The organism is Ruminococcus flavefaciens MA2007, assembly GCF_000621845.1.
Taxonomy (GTDB): domain Bacteria; phylum Bacillota; class Clostridia; order Oscillospirales; family Ruminococcaceae; genus Ruminococcus; species Ruminococcus flavefaciens_E.
The window spans coordinates 31078-51758 of record NZ_JHXF01000017.1 but is presented as its reverse complement, the minus strand read 5'-3'; the positions used below and the strand labels follow the sequence as shown (position 1 = coordinate 51758).

Annotated in this window: 15 protein-coding genes; 1 reads left to right on the top strand and 14 read right to left on the bottom strand. The window is 48.2% G+C overall.

Features of this window, described 5'->3' with window-relative positions; genetic code table 11:
- Positions 1-4 precede the first annotated feature (4 nt).
- A complete protein-coding gene (locus tag T497_RS17560; protein ID WP_051530607.1) occupies positions 5-2320 on the top strand; it encodes an MAP7 domain-containing protein in 2316 nt (771 codons plus the stop codon).
- A gap of 453 nt (positions 2321-2773) precedes the next feature.
- Here T497_RS17560 and T497_RS17555 read toward each other — a convergent pair whose 3' ends face one another.
- From T497_RS17555 to T497_RS16435, 14 genes are all read right to left on the bottom strand, one after another.
- On the bottom strand, positions 2774-4768 hold the full coding sequence (locus T497_RS17555) for a protein kinase domain-containing protein (RefSeq protein WP_155266886.1): 1995 nt from the start codon (positions 4766-4768) through the stop codon (positions 2774-2776).
- Positions 4769-5062: 294 nt separating this feature from the next.
- Positions 5063-5845 carry an ABC transporter permease gene (locus T497_RS0109375; RefSeq protein ID WP_028515386.1) on the bottom strand — a complete coding sequence of 261 codons (783 nt, stop codon included), beginning with the start codon at positions 5843-5845 and terminating at the stop codon, positions 5063-5065.
- Entirely contained in the window at positions 5838-6749 is a 912-nt protein-coding gene (locus T497_RS0109370; protein ID WP_028515385.1) for an ATP-binding cassette domain-containing protein, read from the bottom strand. The genes T497_RS0109375 and T497_RS0109370 overlap by 8 nt, the downstream gene beginning before the upstream one ends.
- Before the next feature lie 96 nt (positions 6750-6845).
- Positions 6846-8045, bottom strand: coding sequence for an elongation factor Tu (gene tuf / locus T497_RS0109365; RefSeq protein WP_028515384.1), 1200 nt, complete (start codon positions 8043-8045; stop codon positions 6846-6848).
- 168 nt (positions 8046-8213) lie between these two features.
- Positions 8214-10292, bottom strand: coding sequence for an elongation factor G (gene fusA / locus T497_RS0109360; protein ID WP_028515383.1), 2079 nt, complete (start codon positions 10290-10292; stop codon positions 8214-8216).
- Positions 10293-10316: 24 nt separating this feature from the next.
- Entirely contained in the window at positions 10317-10787 is a 471-nt protein-coding gene (gene rpsG, locus T497_RS0109355; protein WP_028515382.1) for a 30S ribosomal protein S7, read from the bottom strand.
- A 226-nt stretch (positions 10788-11013) separates the two neighbouring features.
- Positions 11014-11430: a 30S ribosomal protein S12 gene (rpsL, locus tag T497_RS0109350; RefSeq protein WP_019680939.1), complete on the bottom strand. Its 417-nt coding sequence runs from the start codon at positions 11428-11430 to the stop codon at positions 11014-11016.
- A gap of 187 nt (positions 11431-11617) precedes the next feature.
- A complete protein-coding gene (locus tag T497_RS18315; RefSeq protein ID WP_028515381.1) occupies positions 11618-14461 on the bottom strand; it encodes a leucine-rich repeat protein in 2844 nt (947 codons plus the stop codon).
- Between the two features lie 32 nt (positions 14462-14493).
- A complete protein-coding gene (locus T497_RS17550) occupies positions 14494-15519 on the bottom strand; it encodes a leucine-rich repeat protein (protein WP_051530606.1) in 1026 nt (341 codons plus the stop codon).
- Positions 15520-15721: 202 nt separating this feature from the next.
- A complete protein-coding gene (locus T497_RS0109335) occupies positions 15722-17146 on the bottom strand; it encodes a TrkH family potassium uptake protein (RefSeq protein WP_242839997.1) in 1425 nt (474 codons plus the stop codon).
- A 32-nt stretch (positions 17147-17178) separates the two neighbouring features.
- Complete coding sequence (gene trkA / locus T497_RS0109330; protein WP_028515379.1) at positions 17179-18537, bottom strand: Trk system potassium transporter TrkA; 1359 nt, start codon at positions 18535-18537, stop codon at positions 17179-17181.
- A 243-nt stretch (positions 18538-18780) separates the two neighbouring features.
- A complete protein-coding gene (locus T497_RS0109325; protein WP_028515378.1) occupies positions 18781-19023 on the bottom strand; it encodes a hypothetical protein in 243 nt (80 codons plus the stop codon).
- Positions 19020-19679: an HAD family hydrolase gene (locus tag T497_RS0109320; protein WP_028515377.1), complete on the bottom strand. Its 660-nt coding sequence runs from the start codon at positions 19677-19679 to the stop codon at positions 19020-19022. Before T497_RS0109320 ends, T497_RS0109325 begins: the two co-directional genes overlap by 4 nt.
- 49 nt (positions 19680-19728) lie before the next feature.
- Positions 19729-20670, bottom strand: coding sequence for a DUF1963 domain-containing protein (locus T497_RS16435; protein WP_051530605.1), 942 nt, complete (start codon positions 20668-20670; stop codon positions 19729-19731).
- Between the last annotated feature and the right edge of the window lie 11 nt (positions 20671-20681).

Below are 20681 nucleotides of genomic sequence, written 5' to 3'. Positions count from 1 at the left end.
CGAAATGGCTATTAGAAAAGATCTTGACGATATGCTCAACAGCCTTATGGACGGCGGCGGAAGCAGCGGAAGCACTCCTGCAAGAAGCCATAATACTCCGAGAGCTGCAAGAAAAAGCAAATTCGACGATATGTCCGTCGATGACCTGCTCCACGCTCTCGAGGAGGAAAAGCACCATATAGAGGAACAGCCTGTTGTCCACGATGACACCCCACCTGCTGTATGGGAATTTGCTCCGCCGTCACAGGATATACCTGTCCCCGAGCCTGTTTCCGAAGCAGAGCCCGAGGAGGTCCCCAACATCATCGACGAGGTGATGCATACCGAGGCTTCTGCCGAGGCAACAAGGGTGTTCGACACAGTTCCCATGAACGAGGAGCTGCCAAAGCCCGTCAAGAAAAAGAAAATAGTTATAACAGGCGAACTGCCCGACTACGAAGCGCTCCGCCGCGAGGAACAGGAACGCGAAAGACAGGCAAGACTTGCTGCCGAGAACGCTGCCGAGGAGCAGAGAGCCGCTGAAAGAGCCCGCAGAGCTGCCGAGGCTGCCGCAGAGAGACAGCGCCTTGCAGAAGAAGCAGAGCAGCGCCGTCTGGCACGCGAGGCTGAAGAAGCCGAGCGCCAGCGCAGACTCGCAGAGGCTGCCGAGCAGGCACGACTTGAGGAAGAAGCCGAAAGACAGCGCCGTATCGCTCAGATAGAGGCTGAAAAGCAGCGCAAGGCTGAGGAAATGGCAATGCAGGCTCGTCTCGCAGAAGAAGCAGAGCAGCGCAGACTTGCAGAAGAAGCTGAAAAACAGCGTCAGGCTGAGGAAATGCGCCGTCTTGCAGAAGAAGCAGAAAAAAGCGCTCCCGTTTCTCTTGCAGAGGAGATAATCGTTAATTCCTCCGCTGCCGAAAATGAAGTGGATTCCGCAATAGAAGCTCTCGGTGAAGCAGCAGAAGCTCCTGCCGAGACAGCAGAAGAAGCTGCTCCCGAAGCTGAAAAGACCAGCAAGATAGGCGGTTTCTTCAAAAAGCTCAAAAATAAGGGCAAGGACGATGAAAAGCCCGAGACCGAAGCTGAAACTGCTCCCGAGGAGGGACTTTTCGAGAGCGATGACAGCGCAGTTTCCGCTACAGACCTCATTGACGCCGCTATTGCAGCTATAAATCACCCCGAGGACGCTGCTCCCGATAATTACAGCGATCCCGTAGGCAGTATGCTGGACAATATCCGCGAGGACGCTGCCGAAGCTATTGCCGATATAAATACTCCAAAGTCCGCTGAACCACTGGTTCTCACAGACGAGGACATCATTAACGGTCTCACTCCCGACCTCAAGGAGCGCTTTGACGCCCTTTCTCCCGACAAGCAGAGACAGGTCATAGACATGAGACGCTCCCAGATGGGCGCTGTAGCTCCCGAAGCCGCAGAAGAAGCTGTTCCCGAGGAATCGGCTCCTGCTGTTGACGAATACGAGGAGGCTATCAACGAAGCTACCAGCACCGAGGGCTTGTTCGAGATAGAGGAGACTGCCGAGGAAACTGCCGCAGAACCCGAAAAGGCTGAGGCTCCTGCTGAAAAGGCAGAAAAAGAGCCCTCCACATTCAAGAAGATACTCGACGAGGATCCTGCCGAGCTCATCGCTCAGAGAAGCGAGCACGTTGAGAGCTCAGAAGCAGATACAGTCACAGACACTCCAAAGAAGAAGCGCCTGTATACCGTGCTTGGCGTGGTGCTCACAGTCTTTGCTGTGATAGGTATCATCGCTACTATCGCAAAGGGTATCGGATTTGCAAAGAGCTTCACATCGGGTGAGGTAAAGAAGGACAGCTTCACACAGATGATATACCCTGCCGCTATCATGGATATAGAGCCGTTCAGCGATCCGTCACAGCTCACCTCCGAGCAGGTCATAACCGCTACTATTTGGTCTATAATCATGGACGACAGCAAGGTATCGAAGTACGAGCTCACCCTTGATACAGTCAGCATACCCGATGTTGACGTTGAAAAGTACGCAGTAGAGCTCTTCGGCGAGAATATCCCTGCTTTTGAACACGCTACCGTTGGTCCTGTGGAGTCCAGATTCTACTACTCCGACGGCGCATACAACGTCAAGGTCAAGACTATCACACATACCTACGCTCCCGAGATAAAGTCTATCACCAAGAACGGCAATGAGTATACTCTCAATGTCGACTATATCGCGGAGCTCCCACAGTGGATGGAAAAGACCGTTGCAAAGCAGGCTGAGTACAAGCTTATCGAAAAAGACGACGGTACGTTCCAGTACAGCTCAATGAAGATACTCTCAGTAAACAGCGGTAATCTGTAATATCAAAGCCACAGTACATTGTACTGTGGCTTTTTTAATACATGATGCATAATTTCGGGCGGATAATATCCGCCCTACCATAATAAAAAGTCCGAAAGCGTAACCGCAACACTTATATAGAAGCTTACAGTTAATTATGGGGGAAACCTTTCTGAGGAAAGGTTCCTCTGACGGAGGCGCGCCCCTCTGTCACTGCGTGACATCTCCCCGCACTGCGGGGAGTCACCCCCATCCCCCTTTCCAAAGACTTTTATCTGGTTTTTTCGCAGATAGGGCGCTTCTTAAATAAAAAAAGACCTGCAAAAATGCAGGTGCGCCCTATCTGTGAAAAAACAAAACGAAAGTTTTAGGGAGAGAGTTTGAGAGAAACCCCTTTTTCAAAAGGGGTTCTCTCAATAATAATTATAAAACTTCTATATGAGTATCATGGTTATGCTTTCGGGCTTTGTTTCATTATGCTCCGCCGCCTTCGGCTGGCTGTTCAGCAGGCTGCTCAACCGGCTCGGGTGGGTTGGTTACAGGCTCTGGCGGATTTGTTATCGGCTCAGGCGGTGTTGTAGGTGCTTCCGTAGTCGGAACAGGTGCCTGAGTTGTTACTGCAACAGTTGTTGTAGGTGCTGCTGTAGTAGAAGCAGCTGTTGTTGTCTGCGCAGCAGTAACTGTATTTGCAGAAACATAGAATACGGTGAGCTTCTTGCCGCTCTTGTTGTTGAAAGTCGAGTTAGGTGTAACGGTCTTGCCGTCTACCTGCAAGCCAACGATCGAATTTGCCTTGCCGTAGGAATCCTTTGACTCTACGAACTGGTAATTATGGTCGTGGATACCTGCCTTATCGAGAGCGTTCTTGTACTGCTCCATGGTAAGTCCCTGATAATCCGGGATAGTAGCGGTTTCCTTGCCCTTGCTGACCTTGACCTTTACAACGTCGCCCTGTGCTATCTTGTCACCCGGCTCTACGCTCTGCTCAAAGATAACGTCGTTGTCGTAATCGTTGTTATACTCATAGTCGGCGTCGAGAGCGAAGTCTTCCTTGTATTTGTCCTTGGTAAGCGAATAGAACTGCTTTACCAGATTCGGCATTACGATGTTCTTTTCCTTGGTGGACTCCTTGTTGTCGTCAACGACCTTATCCGAAACTGACGATGAACGTCTGCTGCTGGATACGGTGGATTCCTGCTCGGGCGGAACGATGAGCTTGTAGAAGATAACGCCCAGTATCATCATAATAGCGAGGAACAGGAGAGCAACGATTATCGGTACCTTTATCCTGTCCACGGTATTTATCTTTTCGTAGCTGTAGCTGTCATCGCGGCGGGGCTTCTTGTATACGGGAGCGCTGCGCTCGTGAATGACGTTCTGGGGATTTTCGTGCTGATATACAGGCTGCTGAGGAGCTTCGTGCATTGCAGAAGCGGCTGTATTGCCTATACCGCTGCCCAGAAGAACAGTGCTTGTATTGTCGAGAAGCTCTTCCTCGTCCTCGGCAGGCTGCTCAAAGAGCTTTGTAACCAGCTCGGTGATAGTCTGTATACGGTCTCTGCCGTTGAGATTCATGCCCTCCATGATAACTCTTGAAACATGGCGCGGAATGCGTGAATCCAGCATATGAGGCTCGTGGAGGTCATCGTGGTTCTGACGGCTCATAGAGTCAACAGGCATACAGCCTGTGAGAGCTCTGTAGAGGAGTGCGCAGACTCCGTAAACGTCAGTCCATGAACCCTGACGACTGCTGCTGCTTGCGGAATACTGCTCTGGAGCCGCATAGCCCTTGAAGAGCTCATATTCCAGACCTGCATTTGCAGTTCTTACAGCGGAAACGCAGAAGCCGAAGAGCTTCAGCTCGCCCTTGTCGGTGATGTAGACTGTATCGGGGCTGATAGCGCGGTGGATTATGCCTGCGTTATGGAGAATGCCGATAGTGGTGAACAGCGGCGGGAATATCTTTGAGACCTGCTCCCAGCTTAGCTCGCCTGCATTTTCCTTGAGGTAATCCAGTATCTTAACGCCCTCGATGTATTCAAAAATGGTATATGTGGTGTTGTTCTCGGCGAACATATCCAGAACAGGCGGTATATTCGAGTTGTTGCGGAGTCTCGCAAGAGACTTGTTGAGCTCGGTATACTCAGCCATAAAAGCCTTGTACTTGGCAAGGTTATTGTAATTTACGCTGATTATAGCCTTATTCTTGACACGGGTGCAGAGGTTTATAGGCATATACTCTCTTATGAGCACCTTTTTGCCTGTAGTTGTATCAGCGCCGATATAGGTCGCACCCTCGCCGTTGTATTCCAGAAGAACACCGCAGAGGTATTTGCTATGGAGTATCGTACCTGGTGGGACATACATGGGGTTATGTTCGTCTGACTCCACGTATCCGCAGGACGGACAAACGTGCATAGACTGGTCATACTGTGCCATGCATCTGTTGCAAAACTTACTATCTCCCAAAGCAGTTCCTCCTCCTAAAAGTAGTCAATGCACAAAATAGGCATCATATCTATTTTATCAAGAAAAACAGAAATTGTCAACTGTTTGGAGGCGAATAATCTGCGATACTGTGAATTTGTATTTTTTTTGTAATAATTTCACTGTGTAATTTTTCTTATTTGTAATAATTATAGGTCATAACTAAGATGCAGGCGGCACAGGCTCGACGAGTGCGCTCCCCCGAATCTTTTCACGACAGGCGCAGGTCATGGGCTTCTGAACAGCAAAAAGCTCCCTTTCGGGAGCTTTTTTAGCTTATTTAAGGTCTGATTTCTTGAAGATAAGTATTCCGCCTATTGTTGATATCAAAGTGATGCCAAACATAAACAGTATCATTCTCAGCCAGTGCTCGGGTATAGGTCCATTGCCGATAAGGTCCATCTGATAGGACGGAACGGCTTCCTTTACTATCTCCATTATCTTCGGGTGCTTATGAAGAAGCAGAAGTGCCAGCGAGAACATTGACACGATGTAATGCATACTGATTGAGAGCACGAAGCCGCCTACGTTCTTCATAGATGTGCAGAGGAACACTATCAGCGAGGTCATCGCCATTTCAATAGGCAGTACAAGGAGCATATTCACTATTATATCCGTGTTCGGGAAATCCCTGAAGCCCAGTAAAAGTCCGCCGAAAGCGAGGGCAACAACAAGATATACTGCCTCGTATATCATCATGACCGTCAGTGAAACGATGAGATTTGCAAGGTATATTTCAGTCCTTGAATGACCGACGATTATCTTGTTTCTTATGGTATTGTTCCTGAAATCCTGAACAATAAGCATACCTGCGGTGATTCCCACAAGAAGCACCATTACGCCTGTATGGCTGAAGAGCAGGTCATCTGCGTAGCTTCTCATATCTGCGAATATCTCAGCCGCCTCGCCTTCCTGTCTTGAAGCCGCTTCCATAAAGCTGTTGGAAGCACTGTAAAGCAAGGCGAACAGCGCTGGGATAGCCGCCATGACCGCCATTACGATATAGAATCTCTTGCCTTTGAAAAGACGTCTGTAGCCTTCTGCCAGTAAATTACACATTGCGAACACCTCCTACAAGTCCCATGAAGTAGTTTTCGAGGCTCTCATGGTGCTCTGTCATGGAATTTACAAAGCACTTCTTCTCGTTCAGTGCAAGAACAAGGGGAGTTACCTGCATCGGAGTGAATATATCCGCCTCAGTCGGCGAGTATATCCTGTATTCAGCCTTCATACCGTCAAGAACCTGTGCAAGCAGCTGAGTATCGTTGACATTTATATGGAGCGAACGGCGGCTCACCTTTTCAAGCTCTTCGGCGCTCATTTCCTTGATACAGCGTCCCTGCTCGATGAAGCCGTAATGTGTGGCAAGACGCGAGAGCTCGTCAAGGATATGGCTGGAGATAAGAATAGTGATACCCTTTTCGCGGTTGAGCTTGAGTATCATCTCACGGACCTCCATGATACCCTGCGGATCGAGACCGTTGATAGGCTCGTCAAGAACGAGAAAATCGGGATCGCCTACCAGTGAAAAGGCGATGCCAAGTCTCTGACGCATACCGAGAGAGAAGTGCTTAGCCTTTTTCTTTCCTGTATTGGGAAGTCCCACCAGATTTAATATCTCGTCCAGCTTTTCATCTGAGATGCCCAGCGCCTTAGTCTGCTGGATAAGGTTGTCCTTTGCGGACATTTCGGGGTGAAGTGACGGAGTTTCAACAACAGCGCCTATTTTTCGGCGCTTTGCAAGTATATCAGCGTCAGTATTCTTTGTCCCGAAGAGAGTGAACTCTCCCGAGGACGGATTATTCAGCCCCGTAACAATACGGATAAGGGTAGTTTTGCCTGCGCCGTTTCTTCCGACCATACCGTAGATAGAGCCCTTGGGAACATTTATGGTAAAATCGGTGAGAGCGTTGAATTTTCCGTATTTTTTACAAAGCTGCTGAGTCTGAAGAACATATTCCATGTTTGTACCCTGCCTTTTGTATTGATATTATGTAAAAAGGCGGTCATGCCAACTGGCACGACCGCCTAAAGTCGTTGATAATTAAAGTATCAAAGATTATTCGTTGATCTTTGTAACAACGCCTGAACCAACTGTTCTACCACCCTCACGGATAGCGAAACGGAGTCCCTCTTCGATAGCGATAGGAGTGATGAGCTCAACGTCCATAGCAACATTATCGCCAGGCATACACATTTCCTTGTCAGCAGGGAGAGATACAACACCAGTAACGTCAGTTGTTCTGAAGTAGAACTGAGGTCTGTAGTTGTTGAAGAAAGGAGTATGACGGCCGCCCTCTTCCTTCTTCAGTACGTAAACCTGACCGCTGAACTTTGTGTGTGGGTGAATTGAGCCTGGCTTACAGAGAACCTGTCCACGCTCAACCTGATCTCTTGTGATACCACGGAGAAGAGCACCAACGTTATCACCAGCCTCACAGAAGTCAAGAGTCTTTCTGAACATTTCAAGACCTGTAACAACTGTGTTGAGCTTCTCGTCAGAAAGACCAACGATCTCAACAGGCTCGTTTACGTTGAGCTTTCCACGCTCTACTCTACCTGTAACAACAGTACCACGACCGGAAATTGTCATAGTATCCTCGATAGGCATAAGGAATGGCTTAGCATCGTCTCTCTCAGGGCTTGGGATGAACTCATCAACAGCGTCCATGAGGTCGAGGATCGGCTTGTAAGCAGGATCGCTAAGATCGTCTGGAGCTTCGAGAGCCTTAAGAGCAGAACCCTTGATGATAGGTGTATCATCGCCAGGGAAGTCGTAGCTTGAGAGAAGGTCACGGATGTCCATCTCAACGAGCTCGAGGAGCTCTTCGTCGTCAACCTGATCAGCCTTGTTCATGAATACAACGATTGCAGGAACGCCAACCTGACGAGCGAGAAGGATGTGCTCTCTTGTCTGAGCCATAGGGCCATCAGAAGCAGCAACAACGAGGATAGCGCCGTCCATCTGAGCAGCACCAGTGATCATGTTCTTAACGTAGTCAGCGTGACCAGGGCAGTCAACGTGAGCATAGTGACGCTTGTCTGTCTCGTACTCAACGTGAGCTGTATTGATTGTGATACCACGCTCTCTCTCTTCTGGAGCCTTATCGATCATATCGTAAGCCTCATACTGAGCCTGACCCTTCAAAGCGAGAGTCTTTGTGATAGCAGCAGTAAGAGTTGTCTTACCGTGGTCAACGTGTCCGATTGTACCAATGTTTACATGGGGTTTAGTTCTTTCAAATTTAGCCTTAGCCATTGGAAAATTCCTCCTTAGAATAGATTTCAGAAATCTGTATATATTATTATACCAGATTATTTTGGTAAATTCAAGTGTTTCAGTAAAAAAATATTAGCTGAACCACATGATTTTGTAAATTATGCCCGTTTTACACAAGTTTCCGCATAAAACGGGCGGAATAAGCAATTAGTTCTTAGCTCTGTTAGCCATGATCTTTTCAGCGATGCTCTTTGGAACTTCCTCATAGCTGTGGGGCTCCATAGTATACTGACCGCGTCCCTGTGTGTTGGAACGGAGGTCTGAAGTATAACCGAACATTTCTGAAAGAGGTACGAGAGCGTCGACCTGGATAGAACCTGATCTTGACTCCTGTCCCTGGATCTGTCCACGACGAGAGCTGAGGTCACCGATAACTGTTCCGAGGTAATCATCAGGAACGATAACTGCAACCTTCATAACAGGCTCCATGAGAACTGCGTTAGCCTGCTTGAGAGCTTCCTTGAAAGCGATAGAACCGGCGATCTTGAATGCCATTTCTGACGAGTCAACTTCGTGGTATGATCCATCGTAAAGCTCAACCTTAACGTCAACTACTTCGTAGCCAGCAAGGATACCAGCCTTCATAGCGCCCTGGATACCTGCGTCAACAGCAGGGATATACTCCTTGGGGATAGAACCGCCGACAACGGCGTTCTTGAACTCGTAGCCCTTACCTGACTCGTTAGGCTCAACACGGATCTTAACGTGACCGTACTGACCTGAACCACCGGACTGCTTCTTGTACTTGTAGTCGATGTCTGCGCTGCCCTTGATAGTTTCCTTGTAAGCAACCTGAGGTGCACCTACATTAGCCTCTACCTTGAACTCACGGAGGAGACGGTCAACGATGATATCGAGGTGAAGCTCACCCATACCAGCGATGATAGTCTGACCTGTCTCTTCGTCTGTCCATGTCTTGAAGGTAGGATCCTCTTCAGCAAGCTTTGCGAGAGCGATACCCATCTTTTCCTGACCAGCCTTTGTCTTAGGCTCGATAGCGAGCTGGATAACAGGCTCAGGGAATTCCATGGATTCGAGAATGATCGGGTGCTTTTCATCACAGAGTGTATCACCTGTGGTTGTATTCTTGAGACCAACAGCTGCAGCGATATCGCCTGAGTAAACAGTTGTGAGGTCCTTTCTGTGGTTAGCGTGCATCTGAACGATACGGCCGAAACGCTCCTTAGTGTCCTTTGTAGCGTTGAGAACTGTATCACCCTGATTTACGACACCTGAGTATACACGGAAGAACGCAAGCTTACCAACGAATGGATCAGTAGCGATCTTGAATGCGAGAGCTGAGAATGGCTCGTTATCAGAAGAAGGTCTTTCCTCTTCCTCATCTGTATCAGGGTTTACGCCCTTGATAGCAGGAACGTCGAGCGGAGAAGGCATATAGTCGATGATAGCATCGAGGAGCTTCTGAACGCCCTTGTTCTTATATGAAGTACCGCAGGTTACAGGAACCATGTGGTTAGCAATAGTAGCCTTTCTGATGCAGGTCTTGATCTCTTCCTGAGTAAGCTCGCCTTCCTCGAAGTATTTCTCCATGAGGGCTTCGTCCTGCTCAGCAACGTGCTCGACCATTTCATCGTGGTACTTCTGAGCGATCTCCTTCATATCGTCGGGGATATCCTCGACCTTGATATCTGTACCGAGATCGTTTGTATAAATGTAAGCCTTCATCTCAACGAGGTCGATGATACCTCTGAATGAGTCCTCAGCGCCGATAGGGAGCTGGATCGGAACGGCATTACACTTGAGTCTGTCCTTCATCATGTCGATAACATGATAGAAATCAGCACCCATAATGTCCATCTTATTTACATAAGCCATACGGGGTACTTTATAGTTATCAGCCTGTCTCCAAACGGTTTCAGACTGTGGCTCAACACCGCCCTTAGCACAGAGAACTGTTACAGAGCCGTCGAGTACACGGAGTGAACGCTCAACCTCAACTGTAAAGTCAACGTGGCCAGGAGTGTCGATGATATTAAGTCTGTGGCCTGCCCAGTAGCAAGTAGTAGCAGCGGAAGTAATTGTGATACCTCTCTCCTGCTCCTGCTCCATCCAGTCCATAGTAGCGGAACCTTCGTGTGTTTCACCGATCTTGTGGTTAACACCTGTGTAGAAAAGGATACGCTCTGTGGTAGTGGTCTTACCTGCGTCGATGTGGGCCATTATGCCGATATTTCTTGTATTTTCAAGTGAACAATCTCTTGACATAATTTACTCCTTTTACAAAGACGCTTACCAGCGGTAGTGAGCAAACGCCTTGTTTGCCTCTGCCATCTTGTGAGTATCGTCACGCTTCTTGCAAGCACCGCCTGTGCCGTTGAGAGCGTCGAGTATCTCACCTGCGAGTCTTTCCTTCATAGTCTTCTCGTTTCTCTCTCTGGAATACTTTGTGATCCAGCGGAGACCGAGAGTCTGACGTCTCTCAGGACGAACCTCCATAGGAACCTGGTAAGTAGCACCACCGAGACGGCGAGCCTTTACCTCAAGCTCAGGCATGATATTTTCCATAGCCTGCTGGAACACCTCAAGAGCGTCCTTGCCTGTCTTTTCAGCTACGATCTCAAATGCACCGTAAACTATTTTCTGCGCTACGCCCTTCTTACCGTCTAACATGATATTGTTGATCAGACGTGTAACGAGCTTTGAATTGTATACAGGATCCTGTAATACATCACGCTTTGCGATTTTACCTCTTCTTGGCATTTTCGCTTCCCTCCTTCATATAGATTAATGAATTCATAGGTACTCAAACCTTGTCGGTTACTGCCCTGTGGGCTTTGCTTCGCCGACAGGTGTGTCAGGAGCCAATGCAGAGGATCAATCGAACTAATCTATATGATCTCCGCATTACCCTGCGGTAGTAGTTATCCTATATTAATGAATGAACGGCATTGTTTATACAGTCAGCCGCTGACTGATGAGAAGTATCTTACTTCTGCTTAGGCTTCTTTGCACCGTACTTGGAACGAGCCTGATTACGGTTAGCAACGCCCTGAGCATCGAGAGTACCTCTGATGATGTGGTAACGCACACCAGGGAGATCCTTAACACGTCCGCCTCTGATAAGAACGACGCTGTGCTCCTGAAGGTTGTGACCGATACCTGGAATGTAAGAAGTTACTTCGTAGCCGTTTGTGAGCTTAACTCTGGCGATCTTTCTCATAGCTGAGTTAGGCTTCTTAGGTGTAGCAGTTCTTACAGCTGTGCAAACGCCTCTCTTCTGAGGTGAGCTGAGGTCGATCTGAGTCTTCTTCTTAGCATTGTAGCCCTTCTGGAGAGCAGGAGCTGTAGACTTTGTCTCAAGATCCTTTCTTCCCTTACGTACGAGCTGGTTAAATGTAGGCATATTTTTCCTCCTTTTCATTAAATATAGTGCGCATATACCTATAAAAGGGTATAGAATCCGCGCATTGATTATTATACCCTAAAAAAGGGCGGCTTGTCAAGGGGATACCTTAAAAAGCCGTCCTTTTTAATTGTTTTTCGTGATTTTTCCTATTATTGTCTGTAATTTAGACCTTGAGACTTAGCTATTATTTCAGCCATTCTCTCATATCAGCGATAGTTCCGCCGCTTCCGCGGTAAGCGTAATAGGAAAGAACTATAGAAGCGTCCACTGCATTTACCTTTCCGTTGAAGTCTGCGTCAGCCGCCTCGCGCTTATCCTTGTCAAAGCTTGGCTGATGACCTGTAGAGGTACTTGCGTACTCTGTAAGGATATAGCTTGCGTCTACAGCATTTACCTTTCCGTCGCCGTCCACGTCGCCCAGCTTCACCTTAGAAGGCTGAGGGACTGTTGTGGTAGTAACGGGTGCAGTCGTGGTCGTTGTGACCTTTGTGGTGGTTGTTGTGGTAGTCTTAGGCTTTGCTGTGGTCGATGCTGTGGTTTTGGTCGTAGTTGAAGTCGTCGATGTTGTGGTTGTTGTAGTTGTAGTGGTAGTTGAAGTTGTTGTCGTAGTTGTAGTAGTGGTAGTTGAAGTTGTTGTCGTAGTTGTAGTAGTGGTAGTTGTTGTTGCCGTTGTAATAATTGCAGGTCTATACTCAATAAAGAATGTGTGAGAGTCTGAAACATCCTTACCAAGCTCATAGTTATAAGTTGCAACTGTAACGGTTATGCGCTGACGTCCCACTCTGTTCCTGTCTATATCCATTACAGAATATCCATAACCATAGGGCAGTTCCAGAATGGACTGATTCCAAAGGATCTGATGTCTTTCGCCGTTCTCCTCGATACGCCACAGATTTATCCGCATTCCTGCCAGTTCTATATTGTTGTCGAACTGGTTATACTCAAGCTTGTAAGGATTCTCGGTTATCTCCATTTCAATGCTGAAATCAGCAGGCTTTGCGGTTGTAGTCGTTGTTTCCGTTGTAGTCACAGTGGTGGTGGTAGTAGTGGTGGTAGTAGTTGTTGTAGTCGTGGTGATCTCCTCAACTCTTACCTCAAAATCAGCAGAAGCCGTTACCCACTCTGCCGCTGCTTCATTGTACACCTTATATTGGAGCTCGAGCCGCTGAAGTCCTGTCATGCTGCTGTCGTAGCCCGTTACCTCGTACTTTTCGGGGAACGCTATGACCTCTTCGTTCTTGTTGATGAGCTCCTCGTTATCGCCGCGGGTATGGTAAACATCGACTCTGAGACCTGCAAGCTGCAGCTGCTCGCCTACGGTGTATACTATTTTATAAGGGAGCTCCATTATCTCGACTCTTGCGCTGAATCTTTCATCACGGGCAGTAGTCGTAGTGGTTATTATCTCCTCGGCAGTTGTGGTAGTTGTTATAACAGGGGGATTTACCTCTACCTTGAATTCGGCATAGGCAATGGAATCCAGATAGTAATAGCTTACGGATATTGTCTGGGTGCCTGCCTTGCTGCTGTCAAAGTCGGATTTTACGATATTCACGCGGTTTCTTCTGTATGAAGCCGCGTCCATGGCAAGTGGCTCAAGGACTGTATCCTTATAGCTTCCGTCGCTGTAGAACTCCCTGTAGGAGCGAAGCACCGTACCGCCGCTGAGGTCAAGCTCGTCGCCTATGGTGTACGTGGTCTTGTAGGGCAGACTGCCGATATCCAGCTTAGCGCTCACGCTCACAACATACGGCATTGTAGTAGTCGTAGTCGAGGTCGTGGTCATCGTAGTTGTCGTGGTCGTGGTAGTGGTAGTCAGCTCAGTGGCAGTAGTAGTGGTAGTCGTGGCAGTTGTTACAGGCTGTCTTACCTCAACTTCAAAATCCGTGGAGGCTATGGAGTCCTTATAGTAGTATATCACGGAAATAGTGCATACTCCGGCCTTGCTGCTGTCAAAATCAGACTTGCTGATATTGATATGGTTCATTCTGTAGGAGGCGTTTTTCATCTCCACAGGGGCAAGCACCACATCAGTGTAGCTGCCGTCACTGTAAAATTCCCTGTAGGAGCGGAGCAGCACACCGCCGCTGAGGTCAAGCTCCTCGCCGACTGTGTAGACGGTCTTGGTGGGGTAGCTGCCGACGTCTATCTTTGCACTTACGCTCACCAAATACGGCATTGTAGTAGTTGTAGTTGTGGTGGTAGTCGTCGTAGTTGTTGTGGTAGTGGTAGTAGTGGTTGTAGTAGTTGTTGTCGTCGTTTTTCTTGTCGTTGTAGTTGTAGTTTTTCTGGTAGTCGTGGTGGTGGTAGTTGGTTTTGTGGTAGTAGTTGTAGGCTTTGCAGTAGTAGTTGTTGTATTATTTGACGGAGGCGCTGTCGTTGCAGGCGCATTGCCCAGAGAAACGAAATTATAGCCGTTCCTTGAAGCATACGACTCCGCCGTCGAGCCCTTATAGCCGCTTATAGAGCCGCCGTATGAGGACTGTCCCGTAGAAGCGCTGTTTGATATAGTAGCCTTGCCGCCGACAAAAACACAATCGGGATTGCGCACGGTGACATTTCTGAGGGAAGAACAGCTTCTGAAAGCATTCTGTCCGATAATTGAAACAGAAGGAGGCAGATCGATACTGCCAAGGCTCTTGCACTCATCAAAGCAGTTCATTTCCAGGTCAGTCACAGTATTCGGTATCTTCACCGAGGATATCCTTGTACAGCCCGAAAAAGCACAGCCGCCAACGGTGGTTATACCCTCGCCTATCTCAACCGAGCCTATCCTGTCCCTCATCTTTCCCCATGGGGTGCGTTCAGGAGACTCCCAGTAGCCCATTTCGCCGTTTCCCGTGATGACCAGTCTGTCTCCGTTGAGCTGCCAGTAAGCGTCAACTCCGCATTTTCCTGATTCCCCTACTCTTTCTTCCCCGATGATGTTCATCTGAGGCGCAACTGCCACGGAAACAGACTCAGGAGCGGAAATCCCTGCGGATAAACTCATTACTGCTGCCATAACAGCAGCTAATATTCTTTTCATCTGAACCTCTCCATTCCGATAACGTCAGGAGCTCAGCTCTGCTTCATATAGTCCTCAAAGGACTTCTTGCTTTCTGTGCCCGTTGAAGTGTAAGCGTAATAAGAGAGTATGTAGGAAGCGTCAACAGCATTTACTGAGCCGTCCTTGTTTACATCTGCCGCAGCAGTCTGCTCTGCGGTAAAGCTCGGAGCGTGATTTGTTGAGGTGCTTGCATACTCGGTAAGAACATAGCTTGCGTCAACAGCGTTTATAGCGCCGTTCTTGTCAACGTCGCCGAGACCTGAAGCACTTGGCGGTATTATAGGCTTTGTTGTGGTCACTGTTGTTGAAGTAACAGTTGTTGTTGTGGTGGTGGTAGTAGTCGTTGTAGTAGTCGTTGTAGTAGTTGTAGTAGTCGTTGTTGTAGTAGTCGCAGGAGTGCTGTTATTTATATTCTCGAATTTATAGCCGCTCTTATTAGCATATGCCTCAGCTGTAGAGCCCTGATATCCCACAACAGCTCCTGTGTATCTGTTGTTCCTGTTTGAGGTGTCGTTGCTGATAGTATCCTTGCCGCCTATTATCTGGCAGTTCTTGTTGCGGATAATAACTTTTTTCAGATTATCGCAGTTTCTGAACGCATAAGTACCAATAACCGAGATATTGGCAGGCAGGTCAACGCTGTCAAGGCTGTCGCATTCCTGGAAACAGTTCATTTCCAGTTCCTTTAAGGTGCTCGGGAACTTTATTGACGTTATCTTTACACAGTTAGAAAACGCAAAGGTTCCCACAGTTGTGATACCCTCGCCTATCTCGACAGAAGTGAGCTGTCCTCTGAGCTTTGACCAAGGGGTATAGCTGCCGCCGTCCCAGTCGCCCATTGCGCCGTTTCCCGTGATAGTGAGCCTGCCGTTTTCAAAGCTCCAGTAAGCGTCGTTTCCGCACTTGCCCGACTCGGCAACTCTGACGTCCTCAGCAGATATGCCGCCCATATCCGTAGTTACCGCAAATACACACGGAGCAGATACAGCTCCCATGCAGATAGCAGCCGAAAGAGCTGCCGCAACAAATTTTTTCATGTTAAATTCCTCCCATTTTAATTTTTACGTATTATAGCAAACGACAAAATTTGAGCGTCTGCTATTTGCCGATACGCACGCAGCAAACGTAAGATTGCGGATGCGCGAGGCATTTTTGATCATTTATTATAGTGAACGTATAATTATTTTTTGACGTTCACTATAATAAAACAGCGGAACGTCCCCACGCTCCGCTGCATTATTATCTTCTTCTCGGAACAAACAGCATTATAAGCGGATATATCTCAAGACGTCCGAGAAGCATATCAAAGCATAAAACTACCTTTGAAAATGCATTTAGTCCGCCAAGATTTCCCGCAGGACCGAAGCGTCCCACGCCGAAGCCGATATTATTCATGCAGGTTATGACCGCAGAAAGCGATTCGTCAATATGGAAGCCGTTGAGCGATATCAGAAGAACTGATATTGACATGAGCGTCATAAAAAGTATGAGATAATTGCTGACGCCGCGCACTACGTCCTTTTCAACAGGCTTTCCGTCCATTTTGACAGTAGCTACCGCACGGGGATTTGTGATATATTTCAGTTCCTTGATGCCTGTTTTTATAAGTATCATTATACGCGATACCTTCATACCGCCGCCTGTAGAGCCTGCGCACGAGCCCACGAACATGAGCATGAGCAGCAGCGTCTGCGAGAATTCGGGCCATTTAGCCGTATCGGTGGTGGAGAAGCCTGCCGAGGTTATGGTGGAAGCCACCATAAAGAAGGTATGTCTCAGGGTATCGCCTACTCCGTCGTAAAGCTTGTGTACATTAATGGCGATAATAGCTGTAGCGGCTATTATAACGCCGAAATACGTCCTTACCTCCTCATTCTTGTAAGCCATTGAGAACTTTCTGATGAGAAGATAATAGTAAAGGTTGAAGTTTACGCCGAAAAGGATAATGAACGCTGCCACTACCATTTCTATGTAAACGCTGTTGTAATGACCTATGCTGTCTCCCCACATGGAGAATCCGCCTGTACCTGCCGATGAGCAGGCGTGCAGAATAGCGTCATAGAGAGGCATACCGCCGCAGAGCAGGAGTATCGCCTCGGATACGGTGAGAGTGATGTATATGCCGTAGAGTATTCTTGCGGAAAAGCGTGATTTCGACACAAGGCGTCCTACCTTCGGACCTGCGCATTCTGCTCTCATCATATGCATTGTACGCACGTCGTTGCTGGACATGATAGCCAGCACGAACATGAGGACTCCCATACCGCCCAGCCAGTGGGTAAAGGCTCGCCAGAAAAGGCATGAACGCGACATAGCCTCAACATCTTCCAGTATGGTAGCGCCTGTGGTTGTAAAGCCCGACACCGTCTCAAAGAGAGCGCTGGGAAAGTCGGGTATCTCCCCTGATATTACGAAAGGCAGAGCACCTATGCAGGACATGGTTATCCATGAAGCCGCAACGCTGACAAAGCCCTCCATTGAATAGACCTGATTGTTTTTCGGCTTGATTATCGTAAAGGCGAATCCTATCGCCATAGTTATGAGAAGCGGTATGCCGAAAGAGGTCACAACATGGTTTTCCCCGTAAATAAAGCCTACGATTATGGGCAGGAGCATGAAAAGTCCGACGACCTTCAATATCTGTCCCATAATGTATGATATCATTCTGTAATTCATATTAAGCCGATGTGCACTCCTTAATCAAAGATATTGCTAAGGTCGTGCATACCCTTAGTAGTGGTTATTACCACAACGCTGTCATTTACCTGCAGGCAGTCATCGCCCTTTGGGATAATGAGCTCGTTGCCTCTTGCGATACTTGCGATGAGGATACCGCTTCTGAGCTTCAGCTTTTTCAGCGGAACGTCAACGTAGTCCTTTTTGTCGCGGACAACGAATTCTATAGCCTCCAGCCTGTCGTTCACCAGTCGGTACAGCGTAGTTACGTTGTTTCCGAGAGAATTCTGCTTTGCACGGACATACTGGAGTATCTGATTTACCGTGATAGTCTTTGGCGAGATGATACTGTCAAGGTCGAGAGTGTCCGAAAGCTGCATAAGGGACATTCTGTTTACCTTTGTTACCACCTTGTCAACGCCGTTGTTCTTGGCAAGGAGCGAGAGAAGGATATTCTCCTCGTCGATGCCTGTCAGGGTGACTACAGCGTCGGCGTCGTAAACGCGCTCCTCCTCGAGGATATCGTGGTCAGTACCGTCGGCACATGAGATATCCACCTTGTTGAGCCTGTCGGAGAGCTCCAGACAGCGCTCGTGGTCTATCTCGATTATCTTGACCTTAACGCCCATTTCGATGAGCTGTTGAGCCAGATGATATGCAACTCGTCCGCCGCCGATAAGGACTGCGTGCTTTACGCGCTTTTCGCGGTAAGCGGCGCTTATGCTCTTGAAGAACTTGACCATATTGCTGTGTGAAGCGGTCATGTGTATCTTGTCTCCTGCACGGAGCACGAAATTACCGTTAGGGATAGTGAGCTCGTCGCCGCGCTGAACTGCGCAGATGAGCACGTCCAGTCTTAGACGTCTCGAAAGCTGGCTGAGAGCCACGCCGTCAAGGATACTGCCGCTGGTTATACGTATCTCCGCAAGGTCAACTCTGCCCTTGGCAAAGGACTCGATATTGATAGCCTCGGGATAGCGCAGTACCTTTGCTATCTCGTTTGCGGCGTTGTAATCGGGGTTTACCATCATGCTGATACCAAGCTCCTCACGCATGAATACCAGCTGTTTATCGAATTCGGGACTGCGGACACGGGCGATACAGTGACGTGCACCCATTCTCTTTGCGATAAGGCATGACAAAATGTTTACCTCGTCGGAAGTAGTGACCGCTATAAGAATATTCGCCTTTGAAACGTTAGCTTCTTCAAGGACTTCGGTCTGAAGGCAGTTTCCGACGATTCCCATTACGTCAAAATCGTTTGTAGCAGCCTCAACAAGAGATTCTTTTTTGTCAATTATGGTAACACTGTGTTCATCGCTGAGCACCTCGGCGAGAGCACTTCCCACCTTGCCGCAGCCTACGATTATAATATCCATAATTCCTCCGTAAAATTTATAGCTTAAAATACTGTTATTAGTGGATACAATTTTTCAATATAATTATAAACCCACAGTATGATTTTGTCAATGCTTTTTAATAGTTATTAGTTGTTAGTGCTTAGTTTGTAGTGGGCGATGCCCTCATCGCCCCGTTGGGTTACGTATAAATTAGTCGGGCTGATGTAGGCATCAGCCCCTACAGCGCAGAGCCTGCGCCCCCTGCTACTCACTACTCTCTGCTCACTCTTTATACTGCTCCTCCAGCCATTTTATCATGGCTTCAAAGCCCTCCTGTGTGCGCTCGAACTCCGCCTCGTGCTCTATCTCCGCTTTCATGGAGCAAAGCCTGCCATGCCATGTCATGCACTTCAATACATCGCCGTTGCATATCTTATAGGCGAAGTCGCCCTTGCTCCCCGAAAAGTCGTTGCCGCTCTCGAAGTAGTAGAACTTGGGTATCTCAAATATCTCGGAAACGCTCATTCGCCGAAGCTCCTTTCAAAATAATCTACAGCAAGCCCGAGATTCTCGTAAACTGCCGACAAAAGCGGCTTTATCTCGTCATCGGGCTGAGTCATATCGGGTATCATTATGGCGTGACAGCCTGCGGCGTGGGCAGCCTTTATGCCGTTGGGAGAATCCTCGAATGCCGCACATTCCTCAGGCGGAAGTCCCAGCTCTCTCGCCGCTGTCAGGTATATATCGGGAGCTGGCTTGCCTGTTTCCACCATGTCTCCGCATATCACCGCCGAGAAGAACTTCGCTGCTCCTATCTTTTCCAGATATTCCGTTGTTCGGCTTCGGGGAGTTGCCGTTGCCACAGCCATTTTTATCTCCCTGCCCTTTAAATAGTACAGGAGCTCGAAAAGCCCCTTTTTCACTTCCAGTCCGTGCTCGTTTATGTACTCCGCCATGAGCTCGGTTCGGTGAGCTCTTATCTCCTCGGTGGGACAGTCCTCGCCGAGAAAGCCTTTCAGCGTAGGGATAGAGTATTTTCTCGCCATACTGCGGATAGCGTAGACGTGCTCGGGCTTCATGTCATAGCCGAAGTCCTTTGCGGACTGTATCCAGAATTTGAGATAGAGCTTTTCGGTGTCTATCATAAGACCGTCCATATCGAATATTGCGCCTTTTAACATTGTATCTTATCCTTTTTTATAATTAACCTGTATAATTTGGAATTGATCATCAGTCGCAGTCTGCGTCCAGTTGTATATTGTCGAATTTGCGGTCGATGAAGTCCTGCTTGTCCATTATCCAGAATAATTCCCATATACAGCCTACCGAGTAATCGAGCTGTAACAGCAGGAGCTGGTCGTCACCGAGCTGTGGAGCGTTAGCGCCGCTCGGTATACCGAATATCTTATCGTCGCGGCTGACAAAATCATACTCGTCGGCGTCCTCTAAAATATCCATGAGGTCGTCTATCTCATAAGCCGCATTGCGTTCATAGTCGTATTCCTGCCAGAAATCTATCATCGTTTCGTGACAAATCTCGTCAAAGATACCATTGTCCTCGTCATTGACTTCTTCATAATAGGGCAGAGACGGCTGAGTACGTCTGAGCGTTGACATATCCCCGTCCCACCAGATGACCTTGTTTATATGAGCAAGCTCGGGCTCATCAGGCTTTACAAAGCGATACTCATTGTCAATGTCGAACATGGTATAGTCATACTCGCCGCTCCAGAACAAATAAAACATACCTGTCTTCGGGAAAAGCCCCTCGGTATCCGCACCGCTTTTGGCAAGCTCACGCAGATTTATCTGCATAACGAGGTGCATAGCCGATTTTCCGCAGGTCTTGGTCTCGCTTCCGCCCTTAACGCGCATGGTATAGCCTGTCATAGTGGGGTATTCGATATCGGGCGGCAGGTCGGGAAGTCCGCCTATCTTGCTTGCTCCCACGGGTATGCCGTCCTCGGGAGTTTTCTTAACTCCGATAGATATGATATTGTGCCTGTACTTTTTCAGTTTTTCGGCAGTTTCGGGGTGTCCCTTTGCAATGAGCTCCTCAACGTAGTCCTTTTCTTCCCATTTCTCGCGTTTAGCCTCAAATTCGGAATAAAGCTTGGCAAAGGCTTTCACTTCATCGCTGAGCTGTTTTTCATTTTTGTCATCATTAAGCATATTTTTTCTCC